The sequence below is a fragment of the Virgibacillus carmonensis genome, assembly GCF_057836705.1.
On record NZ_JBYQFJ010000037.1, the window covers coordinates 1 to 17,768 of the forward strand.

Here is a 17,768-nt window from a genome sequence, read left to right on the forward strand (position 1 = left end):
AAGTTGATAAGTCGGGATGAGCGTTGATATCTTGATACGAACGTTGATAAATCGGAATGAGTGTTGATATATAGAAATAATTAAAAAAAAAGCCAGCTTGCAGACCAGAAGTCCAGCAAACTGACATTTTTTAGTGTAGCTCTTTAACCATCGTAACATGTGGAATGCCAGCATCCATGAATTCTCCTGATATCGTTTCATATCCTAATCGCTGATAAAAAATTTCCGCATGTGTTTGTGCATTTAATTTTGCCTTTTTATAACCATTATTCTTTATTTCCAATTCCATTCGCTGCATCATCATTTTTCCGTAGGACTTTCCACGCTCGGTATCTAAAACACAGATGCGCTCAAGTTTTCCATAGGAATCGACGAACCGTAAACGGCTGGCAGCAATGGGAACGCCATTTAGATTCCCAACAAAATGAATCGCATCTTTGTCGTATTCGTCAAGTTCCTCTTCAGGAGGGACTTGCTGTTCATCGACAAACACGACCGTACGAACATGGTAGGCTTGCTCCAGTTCTCCATCTGTTTTTACAATTTTGATATCCACTATTTTTCATTTCCAAACACAAATGATTCATAAACAGTCCATGAACCATTTTCAAGTTGATACAACAGCTGGAAGCGATCAACGATGTCTTCTAACTGGGTATCTTTCATTTGCAAGCTACCATAAACGTCTGCGTATTCTTGATCGGATAGCTTTTGTGCGACGGTGATATGTGGCACAAAGGAATATTCTTTATTAGCAGCGAGGTCACCTGATTGCAATTTTTCATATAAGTCAATTAGTGCCTGTGACGCTTCCACTTTCATATAAATCGTATTGGTTACAGGTGCAAAGGTGCTGACTTTATTTATATTGATTGTGAGTGGAGCAGTTTCATTTGCAACTGCCCGTAGTTTTGGAACGAGCTGGTGAATCGTATCATCATCTGCCTCAAAAGCTTCTATCAGAGTAATATGTGGTGGAATTAACGAATAATGTGGGTCATAACGCTTCCTTAAAGCGTTTGCTTTATCTTGGATAGGCTTAGATGGAAATATTGCAATACCGTATTTCATAGTAAAACCTCCTAGTTAAGTTTTTGTGTTTATTACTATAATGATGAAACTGCTAGATCGTTGATGTCATTAGTTTCTTATTTGGTTTACTCTCTATTATAACAAATGTTTATCTAAAATAGGCAAAAAACTTGTTACATTTTTCTAAAAAGTTAATTAAACGTAGAAGTCAATGCACGTTTAAGGTCCTTTTGCCATGCTTTCCATGTATGTTCGCCATCTAACTCATGGTAGATATAGCTAACACCTTTTTCTTCCAAAACTTTATTTAATGCACGGTTAGGTGCGAGAAAGTCCTCTTTCGTACCAGCAGTCGTATCAACCTCGGTTTCATCAGTTCCAATCGTATGGTAAATAGCAACCGAATGGATATCTTTTGCATTTTTCACGGCATCCATCACAGTATCATCCACATAAGGAGACTGCATGATGACTTTTCCAAATGTATGTGGATAGCGAAGGGCAGTCATCAATGCGAGTGTGCCTGCCAATGAATCGCCCAATAGTGTGCGTGACCCGCCCATATGGTAGGTAGGGAGCAGATCTTCAAGAAGCGGCACAACCTCATAAACTAAAAACCTAATATAAGCTTCTTGTTTTTCGCCACTTGGATGATATTTTTCCTTGCGATCATATTTGTCATTATAATGAATCCCAACAAATACCGTATTTTCGATTTCCTCATTCGTGTGCAGCCGATCACTTAGTGTTGCTGCACGTCCAAGCTGATAATAATCATTTCCATCTTGCATAATGCAAATATGATATTTATAGAGAGGAGAAAACGATTCAGGTTGATATATTTTTAATGTCATGACTTCATCTAAGTACTTACTATTGATTTCTTCTTCGACCATTGTTCCTTTTCTTCCCAATTTTGGTACACCTCTTTTTCTCTGCGGTGCCTGTCACCACCCGAATTTTGTCGAATTTCTTATTTATTAAAGCGGTTCGTATATTTTATCACGTAAATGGACAATTTTCTATGAATCAAGAGTCACGAAAAATGCTGAATTTCTGTTCAAATTGTTTAGAAGCGCCCGCCGACTAGTGGACTTCATTCCCAGTCACTTCGATAAGGCAAGCACAAAAGAAGTACGCTTTTGGCTGTCCTTTATCTGGAACAGGACAGCCAAACCCATACGTTACTGAACAAGCGCATCCGGCTTTGCTACGTTAACTGGCCTTGAAAAAGATTGTAGTAGTGACTTTTGTTTTTAATCAATTCACTATGGCTGCCTTTTTCGATGATTTTGCCATGTTCCAGCATAATAATTTTGTCAGCTTCCTGAATGGTATTTAACCGATGGGCGATCACAAAGCTCGTTCTACCACGCATTAGGCGCTTCAGTGCATCTTGGATTGTCACTTCGGTAATGGTATCAATATTACTTGTCGCTTCATCTAAAATTAAGATAGAAGGATCAGCTAATAATGCACGTGCGATAGTCAACAGTTGTTTCTGTCCTTGGCTAATGCCACTTCCTTCTTGGTCTAATACATTTCGATAGCCACTTGGCATACGTTCAATAAAATCATGGGCATTCGCACTTTTTGCGGCGTCGATGACTTCCTCGTCTGTCGCGTCTAACCTGCCGTAGCGGATGTTTTCCATAATTGTTCCTTTAAATAGGAAGGAATCCTGCAAAACAAAAGCCATATGCTGCCTGAGACTGGAACGCTTAATATCCTTAATATCAACATCATCGAGCGTGATTTTTCCTGCATCATAATTGTAAAAACGCGCAATTAGATTGATGATGGTTGTTTTCCCGGCCCCTGTATGCCCAACAAATGCAACGGTCTCACCTGGATTAGCCTCAAAAGTAATATGATTCAGAATGGGTGTGTCTTCATACGCAAACGACACATCGGTAAACATTACATGGCCTGTGGTTTCTGGCAAACCAACTGCTGTTTGTTCATCTGTTTCCTCCTGTTTTTCATCCATTACGTTGAAAACGCGCTCGGCACCAGCAACGGCAGACAATAGAATATTAAATTGGTTGGATAGTTCATTCAACGGACGGGTGAACTGCCGTGCATATTCGGTGAAAATAACGATGACACCAACCGTGATGATGTTCTCAACAGCAAGAATTCCACCAACTAATGCAATCAAGCCAAAGCTAAGGAAATTCAGCATGTTCATGACTTTTGGAATAAAACCTGAAATCGTCATGGCCCAAAATCCGGTATGGCGGAGCTTTTTATTCCGTTCTTCAAATTCGCCAATCACACGATCCTCCTGGGAAAACGTTTTAACGACATGTTGCCCAGAAACTGTTTCCTCCACATAGCCGTTCAATTCACCTAAATCGCGCTGTTGCAATTTATATAATGGACCTGTTCGCTTGGTAATCCATTTCATTCCAACATACATGAGCGGAATAATTGTCATCGTAACTAGGGTAAGCAATGGACTAAGTAAAAGCATTACGACAACTGTGCCAATGAGTGTAAGGACACTCGCAAAAATTTGTATCACCGATTGGTTCAAGGTGTTGTTAATGTTATCAATATCATTTGTTACCCGGCTCATCAATTCGCCGTGCTGTCGTTTGTCAAAATAAGAGATCGGCAAACGATGGAATTGCTTGAACAAATCCTCTCGTAACGAATAGACCGTATTTTGCGCAATTCCAACCATCCAGTAATTTTGCAAGAAGATCGAGAGGGAGTGGAATAAATAAATAATAACGAGCCAAATGAGCAGCATGCCAAGCCCTGCATTATTCTGCGTAACAATGTATTCGTCAATCGCCATCCCAACTAAATAGGGACCAAGCAGGGCAAGACCTGAGCTCATGACAACTGCTAGAATCACAGGACCGAGCGTAAGTTTATCACGCAATAGATAAGACCAAATGCGTTTGACGGTACCAGCCGTATTGTGCGCTTTCTTAGACTTTTTACTCGCTACGTTGTCCAGTGGAATGCGTTTCTGTTGGAAAGGTTCTTTGAGTTGATTAGTTGGCATGGATATACTCCTTTCCAAACTGCGATTCCACGATTTTACGATAAAGCGCTGATTGTTCCAGCAATTCATGATGGCTTCCGTTCGCCAGGATCTGGCCGTGATCCATCAATAGAATCCGGTCAGCGTCTATGGAAGTCGTGATCTTTTGTGTAATCATCAACGTTGTGCAGTTATCCTTCTCGATGGCAGCGAGTAACTTTGATTCTGTTTCCAAATCAAGTGCACTCGTACAATCATCCAACATTAAAATTTTTGGACGACGGATCAAAGCACGTGCAATCGAGAGGCGTTGCTTCTGCCCACCGGAAAGATTAACACCTTTCTGACCAATCCTAGTTTCGTACGCATCCGGTAGCTCCTTAATTGTGTCATGAATTTGAGCGTCTTGTGCTGCTTGAATCACTTCTTCTTCGGTTGCGTTTTCCTTACCCCAGGCAATGTTGTCAAAAACAGATCCACTGAAAAGTAATGGATTCTGTGGCACATACCCAATCGCACGACGTAAATGTTTCAATGTATAGGAAGTAATCGGTTTATCATCAATTGAAATGACACCACTATTCACATCATAAAGGCGTGGGAAAAGTTGAAACAACGATGTTTTCCCAGCACCAGTTGCACCAATAATCGCAACAGATTCACCAGCATTCACAGAAAAAGAAATGTCTTGTAAAATTCTCGCGTCGTGTGTGTTATAGGCAAAACTAACATCCGTGACGTCAATTTTCCCATCCTTCACGACTGCCTCAGCCTCAGCAGCATCAGACTCGTGCAAATCAACGTTTACATCTAATACCTCGCCAAGCCTTGTAGCTGAAGCCTTTGCACGGGAAAAAGCTAAGGTAATAAACGTGAACATCGAAATCGCCATGGAAACACGCAGCGCATAATTAACAATTGCTACAATATCACCAACAGAGCTTTCTCCAGCAAGCACCTGGTTATTTCCGAACCATAGAATCGAGATCAGGCTAAGGTTCATCACAAAAAGAAGTACCGGCATCGAAGCCTCGACGAAGCGGAATGTATAGCGCGTTTCAGATGCCAAGTCTTTATTAGCCTTCATGAACCGATTTTCTTCATGGTTCCGCCGCAAAAAAGCCTTGATCAAGCGCATACCAGCCAAGTTCTCCTGCATGACCCGATTCACATTATCAACGCGCTGCTGGACACTTCCAAACAAACGACTCGCGCGTTTCAGTACCCAAAATAAAAAGAAAACCAATAACGGAACGGTAATTAAAAAAATAAGAGCAAGCTTGGCATTCACAATAAACGCCATTATCACACCACCAAGTACAATCAAGGGCGCTTTCACCATAATGCGAAGCCCCATGAAGACGGTGTTCTGCATTTGCCGTACATCATTCGTAAACCGCGTCATCAAGACAGAAGTCGGATACTGATTCAAGTTCCGAAATGAAAACTCCTGCACCTTTTTAAACAGTTTTTCGCGCAGATCATACCCAAACCCATAGCTCGTATGTGATGCATAAAATGAATTAATAATTCCAGCAAAAAACGCAGCAAACGCAAGCCCAATCATAATGCTTCCCCACATTACAATAGTTCCGATATCTTTATTCATCACACCCTCATTAATCATCATCCCGAGGAAAAAGGGGAGAAGCAGCTCCGTCGCAAGCTCGATCAACGTTAATGTATATGCAACCCCGATTGGGAGTTTATATGGTTTCAAAAAAGAAAGAACACGTTTCACTGGTAGACCTCCAGATATGTAGTGATTCTATTATATAAGGAAATGGGGGATTTATCTATGATTGGGATTAACAGAGGAAGGCAAAATAAAAGAACCCTATAAAGTACTGGGTTCTCAGCAGTCATTTCGATTAGAGTACTATCTGTATCAGGGGTTTAATAATCAATTTCTTCAAAATCCTGTGGTTGAGGAGTTGGTTGCTTATGTTTTAACTTATCGTTTTTAGAGACTTCATCGTTAATCTCTTGGTAAGCTTTTACCTTGTCCTGCCCTTTTGCATGTTTGTTGTTTACCTTGTCGCCACTCATTTTTAGAATCATCCTTTCGTTTGACGTGAGTTGTTCGTATTGATCTCCTTATCTTGACCTGAATAGGGAGGTCTATGTATGGAGTTCTATTGTAGGTAGCAAATGGCTGGTTTCACAGTAAACATCACAAAGTCCACCTACAAGGTAACAGTGAATTATGTTAATATTAAGTGAATAATTATGTGGAGGAAATATGCTTAAAAATAAGAAACAAACACTCCTAATCTGTTTAGTTGCACTAGCCTTATTATCTGCTTGTTCTTGCGGTGATCATAAGATATTTCATAAAAGATAAAAGCTTTGTCAATACCCTTTTCATTCAAAAAGTAGAAGGAAACACAGCCAATGAAGAAAAGCTTAAAATAGTTATGGACAACGCAAAAATAGATGAACTTTTTAACATGCTGGACGGCCTGGAAGTCAAAGAAATGGAAGGAGATACCTTTGATCTGTTGAAATCTCAAGATGTATATATGTTCGGTTTTAGTAAGGGAAGAGAAAGGGATACAGGAAAATTGCCATATGCTTTTGATGTTTTAGTAGATGGCACATTTATTTTTACCCACGATGAGGCTAATTCACTTAGAAAGAAACCACTTATCACTACTAAAAAGCACAAGGATCTATTACAGGATATAAAAAACATCTTGATGTAGATTTTTAGTGGCCTATTACGCAAAAATTTTAATTTCATTCTAATAACACAAGGGGGAAAAGATGTCCATTTTTCCAACGTTTTTCATACTAGTAATTGTTTACTTAATTACTAACAGAATACAATCGGTCAGGTATAGGAACAGCGAAAAAATAGATGAAGGATTTGTATTAAACTTCTATAAATTAACTTACCGGAGAAAGATGATTCGCGACTTATGGTCCGCACCTATCTTTATTATTTTCGTTATTTTTATATATTGGTTTGGGGAGTTGAATTCAAAGGATAATTTAACTGTTACCGTAATTTTAATAATCAGTTATTTATTAAGCCTGGCGCATAACTATGAACAGTGGAAGAAGTATGAAAAAGATAAATAGTGATAGATTTGTCCATGAGAATAGGGAGGTGCACCGTCATTCATGACAAAACAATTCAATCTATGGTCATTTTATCTATGTTTAGTTTCTCTAATTATTTCTTTGTACTACTTCTATTCAATTATCTACCACCACACATGGCAACTTGCACCCCCGATTTACATAATTTTCGTACTTACGATAATTGCTTTAATCTTTGCGATTGTCGGTTTTAAGGATAAGACGAATTGGTTGGCAAGGTTACGTAGCTGGCTGACGGTGCTTCTATATCATTACTCATTATCATTATTTTTCTTTCCATGTTATTTACATCATTTTTTTCGATGGGTAAGGAACTGATCAAAATAACACACTCTCCTGATGATAACTATACAATCGAGTTGTACCAGGTAGATGCTGGAGCAGCAGGATCATTTGGAATAATGGGGGAATTAAACGGACCCCTTTGGTTTAAAAAACAAATCTACTTTGAAGACAGAGTGGATCATGTTGAGGTTAAATGGGTTAATAATCACACTGTTTTGATTAATGATTATACGTTGAATTTAGATGACTAAGAGGAAAAATAGGGGGAAATTCATACGAATTTACCTAAACCAGAAACAGAGCGTTTAATACTAATTTATTAGTATTGATAACATTTTTAAATGAGTTCTCATTGGAGGAGAGAAATGAATAAAAAAATACATATTTTCGGTGCTTCTGGCTCAGGAACATCGACACTTGGAACATCGTTATCAAATGTACTTCCTTATATCCATCTTGATACGGATGACTATTTCTGGATAAGAAAATTTACAGAGCGAAGAGAAGTAAATGAAAAAAAGAAATTGCTAATGGAAGATTTATTAAGGTATGATAATTTAACTCTTTCGGGAGCGTTATGCGGTTGGGGGGATAGTTTTAAATCCTATTTTGATTTAGTGATATTTTTATGGACGCCCAAAAATATAAGACTTGAAAGGTTACAACAAAGAGAGTTTCAAAGATATGGTAATAAAATATTGGCTGGTGGTAGTAAATATGAGGAATCAAAAGCTTTTATAAAGTGGGCATCCTTATATGATGAGGCCGGAATGGAAGTTAGAAGTAAAACATTACACGAACATTGGATGTCAGACTTAACTTGTCCAGTATTGAGGATTGAAGGAGATTATACAGTCCAGGAACGAATTCAAATTGTCCTAAATTATCTAAGTGAAAACTAAAATTGTTATTGAGTTAATGGATGCTTCCATTAATAGGGTTAAGAGTTGCTATCGCACATTACCTGTCAGAATTTTTAATTATCAATTAGAAAGGTATGTAGGATTTTGGTATATTAACATATCCAGTGATTTTTATAGTATATGTTTATTTAAAACAATAAAGTTAAACTCTGATGAAAAAGTATGGCCTTTTTGTTTATGTTGAATTCGATGTTCAGATATCTTACTTAGGGGTAGGATAAATAAGTGAGGGGTTCTAATAATGATGAAAATAGTACCTCCTAAACCTTTTTTCTATAAAGGCGGAGAGAAAGCCGTATTATTGCTACATTCTTTTACAAGCAACACTATTGATATGAAAAAGTTAGGGAAATACTTGCAAAAGAACAATTATTCTTGCTATGCACCACTATTTAAAGGACATGGTTTAACGGCAGAAGAACTCATCACATATAGACCATCTGATTGGTGGCAGGATGTACTAAACGGTTACCAGCTATTAAAAGATGAAGGTTTTGAAAAAATAACGGTGATTGGTCTTTCTCTTGGAGGCGTGTTTGCACTAAAGGTTGGGCAAGAGTTTGACGTAAATGGTGTTGTGACGATGTCGGTGCCAGTCCGTAGGGAAGTTTCTGCGCTACAAAAGCGTGTCACCTATTATGCAAAAAGATATAAACTACTTGAAGGGAAACATGAAGAACAAATAAATTCAGAAATGAAACTTCTTCAACATATGTCTATTGATTCATTAGTCGAGTTCCAACAGCTAATTGATGTAACAATGGATAAATTAGCCCTTATTAATTCACCAATTAATTTATTATATGGTGAATTAGATGAACCATTGTATAAAGAGAGCGCAGAGATAATTTTTCGAAGCGTTACGACGAATCAAAAAACAATGAAAGGGTATCCGAACTCTACACACTTGATGACATTAGGAACAGACATGAACGACGTGAACAAAGACATTCTTACATTCTTGGATGACTTAGCTTGGTAGTTTTACTGTTTACTAAACGGGTGCTTATCTTGAATTAGGAATTGGCTTGCTTGTTCTAGGCTATCAAATCAAAAAGAATCTCTTTGGTAGATTGTTTTATCGATTTATAATTGAACCATTCGAAGGAGACATTTAAATGAATGATGAAAAAAAGAGCTCATATGTATACATTGCAATTGGTTATTTAGGCATTCTCCTACTAACCATTGCTGCAATGAGAGTTACAGTGTTACGTGATAATCAAATAGGATTTTTTATAACTATATTCGGCTATCTATTGCTGATCAGTTATATACGATTTGTGGAGAGAAAGATTGGGGTTAGTACAAGGGGAAGATTAATCAGTAGGGGTATTTTTATAGCTCTATTAGCAGTTTCATTTTTGCTTTTCGTATAAAAAGGTTTGCAGAATTTCCGGGGGGATTACATATGAAGTTTGTTTTGTTATTTGGGCCACAAGCAGTAGGTAAAATGACTGTTGGACAGGAGTTAGCAAAGATTACTGACTTAAAGCTTTTTCATAATCACATGACAATTGATTTATTAGAGCCTTTCTTTGGTTTTAACCCTGAAATGTGGCGATTATCAACTCTATTTCGTGAGGAGATATTCACGAGTTTTTCAAAAAGCAATAAAAACGGAATGATTTTCACTTATGTGTGGACGTTTAATAAAGATGAGGATTGGAAAGCCGTGGAACAAATGTGTCAGATTTATAGTTCAGAAGGTGCGGAGATTTATTTTGTTGAGTTGGAAGCTGATGTGGAAGAAAGATTAAAACGTAATAAAACACCAAATAGGATGGAGCATAAGCCAACGAAACGAAATATTGAGCAATCTGAACAAAATTTACTTGCAAGTATGGAAAGTCTTAGATTGAACTCAAAAAAGGGAGAAATTGACAGGGAGAATTATATTAGAATTAATAACACAAATTTGAGTCCTAAAGAAGTTGCCCAAAGAATCCAGACAGAATTTCAATTTTGAGAAATAATTTATTTAATGGTGTGTTTGTTGGGGGATCTCTTTGAGAGATAGAGGTTCATTCATAATTATAGAAGAAAATTAAACCTCTTAAGCAATATACAATTCAACATAACTGCGAGTGTAAAACACTTTTCATAAACTAATTGGAAGGGTTGATATAATATGGAACATATCATTCGTGTTATGGGAGTAGAGGATATACAGCAGGTACAACACGTAGCGAAAACGAGCTGGAATTACACGTATGCGGGGATTATTCCTTCCGAAATTCAGGAACGTTTTTTGGAATCTGCTTATAATAACGAAATGATGAATAGACGATTAAGAGGATCTTTTATGTTCGTTGCAAGTGTTAATGGAAAAGTTGTAGGCTTTGCGAATTATTCTCCTGTAAAAGAAGGCGGAGTCACTGAGCTAGGAGCAATTTATATTTACCCGGAATTCCAGGGGAATGGAATAGGAACAGCTTTACTAAATGAGGGAATACAGAACATCAAAGGTGCGAAAGAATTTTATATTAATGTAGAAAAAGATAATAAAAGTGGAACAACCTTTTACAATGCAAAGGGATTTAAGGTTGTATCTGAATTTGATGATGACTTTGAGGGGCATATCTTAAAAACAATAAGAATGGTATTGAAAATATGATGCAATGGCTAATTTTTCTATACTGAAAAGTCTAAGGGCAAAAGTCATTAGATTATCTACTTTTTGAGGCATTATGTAAGACATTAGACTATTAACCTGGTGATGATATTCTTAAATATAGAACGAATAAAGACGCACAAGATAGAATGGACTTAAGGACATGGTATTTGTGAAGTTAAGGGGAAGGGGACTAAAGTGAAGAAAATGATAAAGTATATATTTTTTTCGTTGCTACTATTACTGATCCTGAACGGATGTAGTTCAAGCAACAATGTAAATGAAGATATTTTTCAATTTAAAGATTCCTATGTAGGTGATAATAGTGCAGTAGGAAACATTATAAGGCAATTACCAAATGGTGAACATGTTGAGAGTTTTGAACTTGAAACAAATGAAGAGCCATATGGAATGAGTTTAAAGTACAGGAATATAGAAGCTAGGATCATTGATGATGCTAGTAAAGAAACAGTTATAAATAATGCTACGTTTATTTTTGCTTTGGTCAAAAATGCTGATTGGATCACGTTTGATTTTGAAGGCCAGACTCATACAGTAACTAGAAAAGAATTAAAAGGTTGGTATGGTAAAGAATTAGGCGAATTTACAAATAAAGAAGACCTACGAAAGCTTACACAGGAGTATTTAAAAAATGAAGGTAAAGTAAACGAGTTCTTTGAAAACTAATATGTAATAAACAAGTTGAAAGTGATAAGTATGGGGTGAATTTATGAATAAAGTAGTAATAGATCAGATTGTAAACTGCATGGCCGTACATGGCGGGAATTCGGACATACAGCGAATACAAACCGAGCACCGTTATAAACTTGCCGAGTTCTGGGGTATAGAAAAAGGAAGTAGAGTGCTAGAGATAGGTTGTGGCCAAGGTGACACTACAGCCGTATTGGCGCATCTTGTTGGGGAGAAAGGCTTTGTTCATGGGATCGACATTGCTTCCCCTACTTATGGAAGCCCGCTAACATTAGGTGAAGCCGCTAATTACGTGAAAAAATCAAGGCTGGGTAAACAGATCACGATGGACTTTAATATTGATGTGTTAGCATCCGAAATAGAGTTTCCAGAAAGTTCGTTTGACTTTATTGTCCTATCTCACTGTTCCTGGTATTTTAAATCGGAAGAAGAACTGATCAAAGTGTTAAAGAAAGCCAAAAAATGGGGGAAACAATTATGCTATGCTGAATGGGATACCAGAATTAAGACTGCGGAAGAATTACCACACTTTTTAGCTATCCTTATCCAGGCACAATATGAATGCTTCAAGGAAGATAGCCTTTCCAATGTACGCACATTATTTACCCCAGACGATATCAAGAATATTGCTGGTCTTACAGGTTGGAACATAATGGATGAGCAATCCATTTCATCCACCGCGCTGCAAGACGGTAAATGGGAAATTGAGAACACATTAAATGACTATCAAGTTGAGCTTGATGAAATTAGTAGTATGCCAACGAAATTAAGATCACTGATTAAATCGCAGGTAAACACGTTAGAAGAATTGAGCAAGAACAATGAGGTAAACCCAATGTCCAGTTTTGTGTTTAGTGCAGAATGAATCGTGTTATTTGCAATAAATGTAAAATATCTTGTTGACACAGTATTTCAAAGTAATATATAGTGGAAAAGTAGTAATAAACTTCATACGATTCCGTAGCTCAGCTGGGAGAGCGCTTGCTTGACAGGCAAGAGGTCGTTGGTTCGAGCCCAATCGGAGTCATTAGCACTGTTCCTGAAACCCTTATTAAATAGGGTTTCAGTTTTTTTTATTCTCTTTTATGTGACATAAAAAAGCCTATATGTAGACAAGGCTATCTGCAAAATATAATACAATCTGATCTTCTACAGACGGACCAGTTTGTGAAGATCTTTTCTGAGAATAACTGGATATTCATGTTAAAATATATTAGAGATTGTGAAGAAATGTACTTAAAGTACGCAGTAGGATTGTTGAACAAGATAATGCTAATTTGTATAGGTACTATTAAAGAGTTCTGGATTGGAGGGGACTTTTTATTAAAAAGATTGTGTTTGGAACTTTGGTTTTAATGATATTAGTAAGTTTTTATTTTGTTTATCAAAATCACCAGCAGCTACCTGAAGCAAAAGATGTGTTAAAAGATGTTGGTGATTGGTCTAAACCTATTAATGTTTTGACCATTGAAAAGATTGATGGAGAATGGATAACCTTCTTCAGGGATAGTGGACGGATATACGTAGGGTTCTTACAGCAAAACTGGCTAGGTCGATGGAGCCTCAATGAAAGTTTTGATAATGGAGAAATAATTGGTGAAGCATCTTTTCAACCCAATTCCGAAGAAAAAAATGGTATCGTTTGGGGAGTTTCTGGTCTATCAAAAGGGAATGAACGGCTCTTTAGTATATATTATGGGATGATTTCTAACTCGGATGTGGATAGGGTTACCCTATCAGTTGGTAACGAAAAACCTAAAAATGTTTCGTTTATCGAATCTAATGGAGAACGTTTCTTTTTTATAAAAAAGAGGATGTGGGAACCACTCCATATAAGTTTCAAGCGTTCTCTGAAGGAAATTTAATTGCTCACGAAAGTTAAAACCATTATTATTTCTATTCAACAAACGGGTACTTATCTGAAATAAGAAATTGGACCCTTGTTCAGCTAAAGCAGCAGTTTAATTGATAGACGGCATATGTTAGAATCAGCATAAATCGTGTTGGATTTAGGAGGGTTATTTTTGAAAAAAACATTTGGAATTATTATTTTTTTATCTTTTTTACTAGTTATTGTGGGTTGTGCTGATGAAGGCAAAAATTTAGATAGTCAAAAGCAAATCCAATTTTCATTAAGCCAAACAGGAACTAATGGAAATTGGGAAGTTTCAGATAATATTTCTGGGACCTATTATAACTTAGAAAATTATATTGAATCGGAACATAGTGTTAAAATTGTCACTAATAGCAAAATTGATGAAGAAACAGTATCTGTTTCAATTAAAATCGGAGACAAAACATTAGGGCTAAAAAAGGAAGAAAAAAGTTCAGAAGAAAAGAAACAAACAGTTTTTACAGCGAAAGAATCATCAGAAGGGGTCTATAAACTCAAACTGAACGGGATAACTCGTTTCGATAACAATGAAAAACTGTTGGATGAAAAAATTAAATTGATTATTGAATATGGAGATAAAAAAGACGAACTTCTATTGGATTAGATAATTTATCATTTGTGTCTAACCTCCAATTCAACTAACTGGGCGCTTTAATTCAATAAGAAAAAAGAACCTGATGAATGTAAATGATTAAACGTATCCTATGTATCGTAAGCTCTTTTAAACATAATAAATGCTCCCCTTAGTAACCAAATTAAGTAAAGGGGGAGCATATCATTTTTAGTATTTAGTGTACTTACTCTGCAGGTTGAAAATCTTCAAGGGAATCAACTTCCATATATGCTGGTACTGCTAATCCAATCTTGGTACCTTCATAGCTTGGTCCCAGATCTATAAATTCACCTTCATGTTCCTTATATAAAGCACCATGCGTTGTAGGCATCCATGGAGAAAGAGAAGCATCAGCATCACCTGTTGAAATTGACTCAAACAAAATAGCTGGATCAAGTGGAGTAAGTTTAACGTTGTATCCTTGTTGTGCCAATACAATTTTAGCTACGTTTGCTGTAAATAATTCTGAATTCCAAAGAGATGAAACTAATTCTATTGGAGTACCATCTACTGGATCTACTCCTTCTGTCCATTTTGCAACTGCTTCTTGATTTTCATCCACCCACAGCTGTGCTAACTCATCCATCTCTAATTTTTCTTCATGAGCTGTTAGCAAGGCTGATTCTATGTCTGATACTTCCCAATGGAATCGATCAAGAATCGTATAAGCATTTGGCAGTTCATCTTTTAAGCCTTTTCTAACAATTGTTGCAGCATGTTGTTCCTCTCCAAAGATACCTTTAGGATCCTCTAAGTACTTTAGGTCCCATTTGGCAAACATAAAATGAGGAGACCATGCTGTAATCATAATTGGTTCTTTGTTATTAATAGCTTCCTCTAAGGCTGATAACATTGCTCCTGTTGACGATGTTTGTTGTTGCCAACCATCAAGATTTTCATACTCAGCTATAACTTGGTTATTCAGTTCCGTTTGTCCAGCACCAGGTTCAAGACCTGTAATTGTATAATCCATTTCTTCACTAACATTACCTTCAGTCTGCGGATTTCCATCAGTGGATCCACAGCCTGTAACAATAAGGGATAAGGATAAACTAGCAATCACCCCTAATTTTTTCCATTTGAAGTTAAACATGTTGTATAATACTCCTCCGTTTTACAAATTGTTATTCCTTCAATTTTCATGAACCGTTTTCATCAAGAACAACTTATTTAATGTTATATCTTTTATGTGTATTAATCAAACGCTAAATAAAGTTATTTCTGTACAAATAGTTTGTACAGTTTTGGATAAATAACAATCTTTATGAATAATGAGTTCATTTTGTCACGTTTTTCTCTGTCTTACACCATTCATTCGTATTTTGGTTAGAAATTAATGTTGTTAAAATTTTCTTCTAAACTAAAGCCCCCGTGAGTGGAGTGCAAGCTTGGATACCTTCTGATAAAGGTTATTTAAAGGCATACGTTATCAATATAAAAGAAAGTTAGCATCTTAAAGAGGAAAGTTTATTCATTTGTCGAACTCTTAAAATAAGAAGTATTCTTAAAGGAGTTGATTTCTGTATGAATAGAATTAATCTCATTACTTTAGGTGTAAGAGATATTGGGAAATCACTTAAATTTTATCGTGACATCGGTTTTGAAGCATCGGTCACAGGAGACGAGGAAAAACCTGTTATTGTGTTCTTTAAAAATGAAGGATCAAAGTTAGAGTTATTTCCAATTGAAGAATTGGCAAAGGATATCAATGAAGAAAATCCTCCCGAATTATCAAAAGAAGGGTTCTCGGGTGTCACTCTTGCTTATAATGCGAAATCTGAAACAGAGGTTGATGATATTCTTCAATTAGTCAAAAAAGTCGGTGCCAAGGTTGTAAAGGAGCCGGAAACATTATCATGGGGAGGCTATGGAGGATATTTCAATGATCCTGATGGTTATTATTGGGAGGTTGCTTATGGCTCAAACTGGGAATTTGATGACTCAAACATGTTGATCATTAAAGATTAGATTTAAATAACAACACTTATCCATCCGCCGCTGGATGGCACTCCTTTATCAACGAATATCGGTCTTCAATTAATGGGCGCCATTCAGAAAAAAATCGCGCCCATTTCTGCTTTAAAAGTATGAAGTTACTTATAAATTCTCTGTACCTTTATTATGAAGGAGATGAAAATCATGTCACGTGTTCAAGATGTTATATTAGATCAGTTCTTAGCAAATGCCAATGACCCTAGCTGGTATCTTCCATTTACAGAAACAGTTCAAAATTTATCAGAGGAAGAAGCATTTTGGAGGCCAACTGAAGATAGTCATAGTATCGCTGAAATTGTGCAGCATCTAATTTACTGGAATGAAACATGGCAAATAAGATACGAAAAATCTGATTTTAAAGCTGTTCTGTCTATTGAGGATAACGATAAAAGTTTTATTATTCCAGAAAACAAAATGTTTAATGAATTAAAAGAGGAACTATTAGAGGTGCTGTTACAATGGCAAGGTCTACTGACCGAGAAAAAACTCGAAAGTGACGTAAATGGATTCCCTGTACCTGCTAATTGGCATGAGTTACTCGGAAATGCTATTACGCATAACGCCTATCATATTGGTCAAATCGTTTATATACGGAAGTTGCAAAAAAGCTGGTATCGTAGTGATAAGTAATCTTATTATTTCTTCCACTATAGAGCGCGATTGTTTAACAAGGCGTCCTTTTGAATCGGACCATATTATGTAGGAGTTTTCATTCTCAAGTGAAGGAATCTTTTTTGATGGACGTGGGGAATTTTCATTGTTCATAAAAAAATGAAAGCAAAGCGGAGGGACTAATCCTCCACTTTGTTGACTAAATAATATCCCAGTCCTAAACAATTTTTGTTCTATTTATCTTATGTACGTAATTTCGACTTTGCATCATTCATTTACCCAGTTACATTTTGAACAGTATAGTTCAAGAAACGGGCGCGTTCTGAAATGAGAATTGCGTTCTTTATTTATATATAGGGCCAGGTTGTGGAATACACTGAGTATGGTGAAAGTTTTGAGCAGCATTTAATTTTTAAAAAGGGATTCTAGGAATGAATGTTGAATTAACTTAGGATAGAAAAATATTAGGAGGGATCGCTTTGTTAGAATTTAAAACTACTGATTTATGCGACGATCATTCAGATTCACTACAAATTAGCAATATTGCATTCCGTTCTTTTGGAAAAAAGAAACGTTTTTCAGGGAAAATTGAAACGGTAAATGTCTATGAGGATAACGTGCTCATCGTGGAAGCACTTGAAAATGTACCAGAAGGCTCTGTCATTGTTGTAAACGGTGGTGGTTCTAGTCGATGCGCACTTCTCGGCGATCGTTTAGCAGGCATCGCGCAATCAAGAAAGCTATCAGGCATTATTATAAACGGTTATGTTAGAGACTCTGTTGATCTTGCTAAAATAGATGTTGGCATTCTTGCATTAGGAACACATCCGCTAAAAAGTAAAAAAAATGGAACTGGCGAACGTAATAGTATTCTTCACTTCGGTGGAGTCGACTGGAGGCCAGAAGAATATGTTTACGCGGATGAGGACGGTGTTATTATTTCTAAACAACCTCTTTTAACGGATTATTCATAGGACCAAACGGGG

At 36.7% G+C, this 17,768-nt stretch carries 22 protein-coding genes and 1 tRNA gene; 16 read left to right on the forward strand and 7 right to left on the reverse strand.

Annotation, left to right across the window (positions count from 1 at the left end; genetic code table 11):
- Positions 1-130: 130 nt before the first annotated feature.
- From AC3G7N_RS18285 to AC3G7N_RS18310, 6 genes are all read right to left on the reverse strand, one after another.
- Positions 131-556 (reverse strand): GNAT family N-acetyltransferase, encoded by a 426-nt coding sequence (locus AC3G7N_RS18285; RefSeq protein ID WP_489423600.1) that lies wholly within the window; start codon positions 554-556, stop codon positions 131-133.
- Positions 556-1,071, reverse strand: a complete 516-nt coding sequence (locus tag AC3G7N_RS18290; protein WP_489423601.1) for a YjcG family protein — start codon at positions 1,069-1,071, stop codon at positions 556-558. Before AC3G7N_RS18290 ends, AC3G7N_RS18285 begins: the two co-directional genes overlap by 1 nt.
- A gap of 152 nt (positions 1,072-1,223) precedes the next feature.
- A complete protein-coding gene (locus tag AC3G7N_RS18295; RefSeq protein WP_489423602.1) occupies positions 1,224-1,946 on the reverse strand; it encodes an alpha/beta hydrolase in 723 nt (240 codons plus the stop codon).
- A 296-nt stretch (positions 1,947-2,242) separates the two neighbouring features.
- On the reverse strand, positions 2,243-4,051 hold the full coding sequence (locus AC3G7N_RS18300; RefSeq protein WP_489423603.1) for an ABC transporter ATP-binding protein: 1,809 nt from the start codon (positions 4,049-4,051) through the stop codon (positions 2,243-2,245).
- Positions 4,041-5,771, reverse strand: coding sequence for an ABC transporter ATP-binding protein (locus AC3G7N_RS18305; protein ID WP_489423604.1), 1,731 nt, complete (start codon positions 5,769-5,771; stop codon positions 4,041-4,043). The genes AC3G7N_RS18300 and AC3G7N_RS18305 overlap by 11 nt, the downstream gene beginning before the upstream one ends.
- A 155-nt stretch (positions 5,772-5,926) precedes the next feature.
- The gene (locus tag AC3G7N_RS18310) at positions 5,927-6,079 is read right to left on the reverse strand and encodes a hypothetical protein (protein ID WP_489423605.1); all 153 of its coding nucleotides are present in this window, start codon (positions 6,077-6,079) and stop codon (positions 5,927-5,929) included.
- A 266-nt stretch (positions 6,080-6,345) separates the two neighbouring features.
- Between AC3G7N_RS18310 and AC3G7N_RS18315 the strand changes: the two genes are divergently transcribed.
- From AC3G7N_RS18315 to AC3G7N_RS18375, 13 genes are all read left to right on the forward strand, one after another.
- Entirely contained in the window at positions 6,346-6,735 is a 390-nt protein-coding gene (locus tag AC3G7N_RS18315; RefSeq protein ID WP_489423606.1) for a hypothetical protein, read from the forward strand.
- A 61-nt stretch (positions 6,736-6,796) separates the two neighbouring features.
- A complete protein-coding gene (locus AC3G7N_RS18320; protein WP_489423607.1) occupies positions 6,797-7,114 on the forward strand; it encodes a hypothetical protein in 318 nt (105 codons plus the stop codon).
- 299 nt (positions 7,115-7,413) lie between these two features.
- Positions 7,414-7,671: a DUF5412 family protein gene (locus AC3G7N_RS18325; protein WP_489423608.1), complete on the forward strand. Its 258-nt coding sequence runs from the start codon at positions 7,414-7,416 to the stop codon at positions 7,669-7,671.
- 114 nt (positions 7,672-7,785) lie between these two features.
- The gene (locus AC3G7N_RS18330; RefSeq protein ID WP_489423609.1) at positions 7,786-8,322 is read left to right on the forward strand and encodes an ATP-binding protein; all 537 of its coding nucleotides are present in this window, start codon (positions 7,786-7,788) and stop codon (positions 8,320-8,322) included.
- Positions 8,323-8,584: 262 nt separating this feature from the next.
- Entirely contained in the window at positions 8,585-9,325 is a 741-nt protein-coding gene (locus tag AC3G7N_RS18335) for an alpha/beta hydrolase (protein WP_489423610.1), read from the forward strand.
- 136 nt (positions 9,326-9,461) lie between these two features.
- Positions 9,462-9,722 carry a hypothetical protein gene (locus AC3G7N_RS18340; RefSeq protein WP_489423611.1) on the forward strand — a complete coding sequence of 87 codons (261 nt, stop codon included), beginning with the start codon at positions 9,462-9,464 and terminating at the stop codon, positions 9,720-9,722.
- Between the two features lie 32 nt (positions 9,723-9,754).
- A complete protein-coding gene (locus AC3G7N_RS18345) occupies positions 9,755-10,312 on the forward strand; it encodes an AAA family ATPase (RefSeq protein WP_489423612.1) in 558 nt (185 codons plus the stop codon).
- Between the two features lie 162 nt (positions 10,313-10,474).
- Positions 10,475-10,960, forward strand: coding sequence for a GNAT family N-acetyltransferase (locus AC3G7N_RS18350; protein WP_489423613.1), 486 nt, complete (start codon positions 10,475-10,477; stop codon positions 10,958-10,960).
- A gap of 204 nt (positions 10,961-11,164) precedes the next feature.
- Positions 11,165-11,644 carry a DUF4825 domain-containing protein gene (locus AC3G7N_RS18355; protein WP_489423634.1) on the forward strand — a complete coding sequence of 160 codons (480 nt, stop codon included), beginning with the start codon at positions 11,165-11,167 and terminating at the stop codon, positions 11,642-11,644.
- 43 nt (positions 11,645-11,687) lie between these two features.
- Positions 11,688-12,533, forward strand: a complete 846-nt coding sequence (locus AC3G7N_RS18360; protein ID WP_489423614.1) for a class I SAM-dependent methyltransferase — start codon at positions 11,688-11,690, stop codon at positions 12,531-12,533.
- 89 nt (positions 12,534-12,622) lie between these two features.
- Positions 12,623-12,695 (forward strand) — tRNA-Val (locus AC3G7N_RS18365).
- 328 nt (positions 12,696-13,023) lie between these two features.
- A complete protein-coding gene (locus AC3G7N_RS18370) occupies positions 13,024-13,533 on the forward strand; it encodes a hypothetical protein (RefSeq protein ID WP_489423615.1) in 510 nt (169 codons plus the stop codon).
- A gap of 159 nt (positions 13,534-13,692) precedes the next feature.
- Positions 13,693-14,166: a hypothetical protein gene (locus tag AC3G7N_RS18375; RefSeq protein ID WP_489423616.1), complete on the forward strand. Its 474-nt coding sequence runs from the start codon at positions 13,693-13,695 to the stop codon at positions 14,164-14,166.
- Between the two features lie 193 nt (positions 14,167-14,359).
- Here AC3G7N_RS18375 and AC3G7N_RS18380 read toward each other — a convergent pair whose 3' ends face one another.
- Complete coding sequence (locus AC3G7N_RS18380; protein ID WP_489423617.1) at positions 14,360-15,268, reverse strand: glycine betaine ABC transporter substrate-binding protein; 909 nt, start codon at positions 15,266-15,268, stop codon at positions 14,360-14,362.
- Between the two features lie 431 nt (positions 15,269-15,699).
- Between AC3G7N_RS18380 and AC3G7N_RS18385 the strand changes: the two genes are divergently transcribed.
- The 3 genes from AC3G7N_RS18385 (at position 15,700) to rraA (ending at position 17,756) form a co-directional block, all read left to right on the forward strand.
- The gene (locus AC3G7N_RS18385; RefSeq protein ID WP_489423618.1) at positions 15,700-16,143 is read left to right on the forward strand and encodes a VOC family protein; all 444 of its coding nucleotides are present in this window, start codon (positions 15,700-15,702) and stop codon (positions 16,141-16,143) included.
- A 171-nt stretch (positions 16,144-16,314) separates the two neighbouring features.
- A complete protein-coding gene (locus AC3G7N_RS18390; protein ID WP_489423619.1) occupies positions 16,315-16,800 on the forward strand; it encodes a DinB family protein in 486 nt (161 codons plus the stop codon).
- Between the two features lie 461 nt (positions 16,801-17,261).
- Complete coding sequence (gene rraA, locus AC3G7N_RS18395; protein WP_489423620.1) at positions 17,262-17,756, forward strand: ribonuclease E activity regulator RraA; 495 nt, start codon at positions 17,262-17,264, stop codon at positions 17,754-17,756.
- Positions 17,757-17,768: the final 12 nt, after the last annotated feature.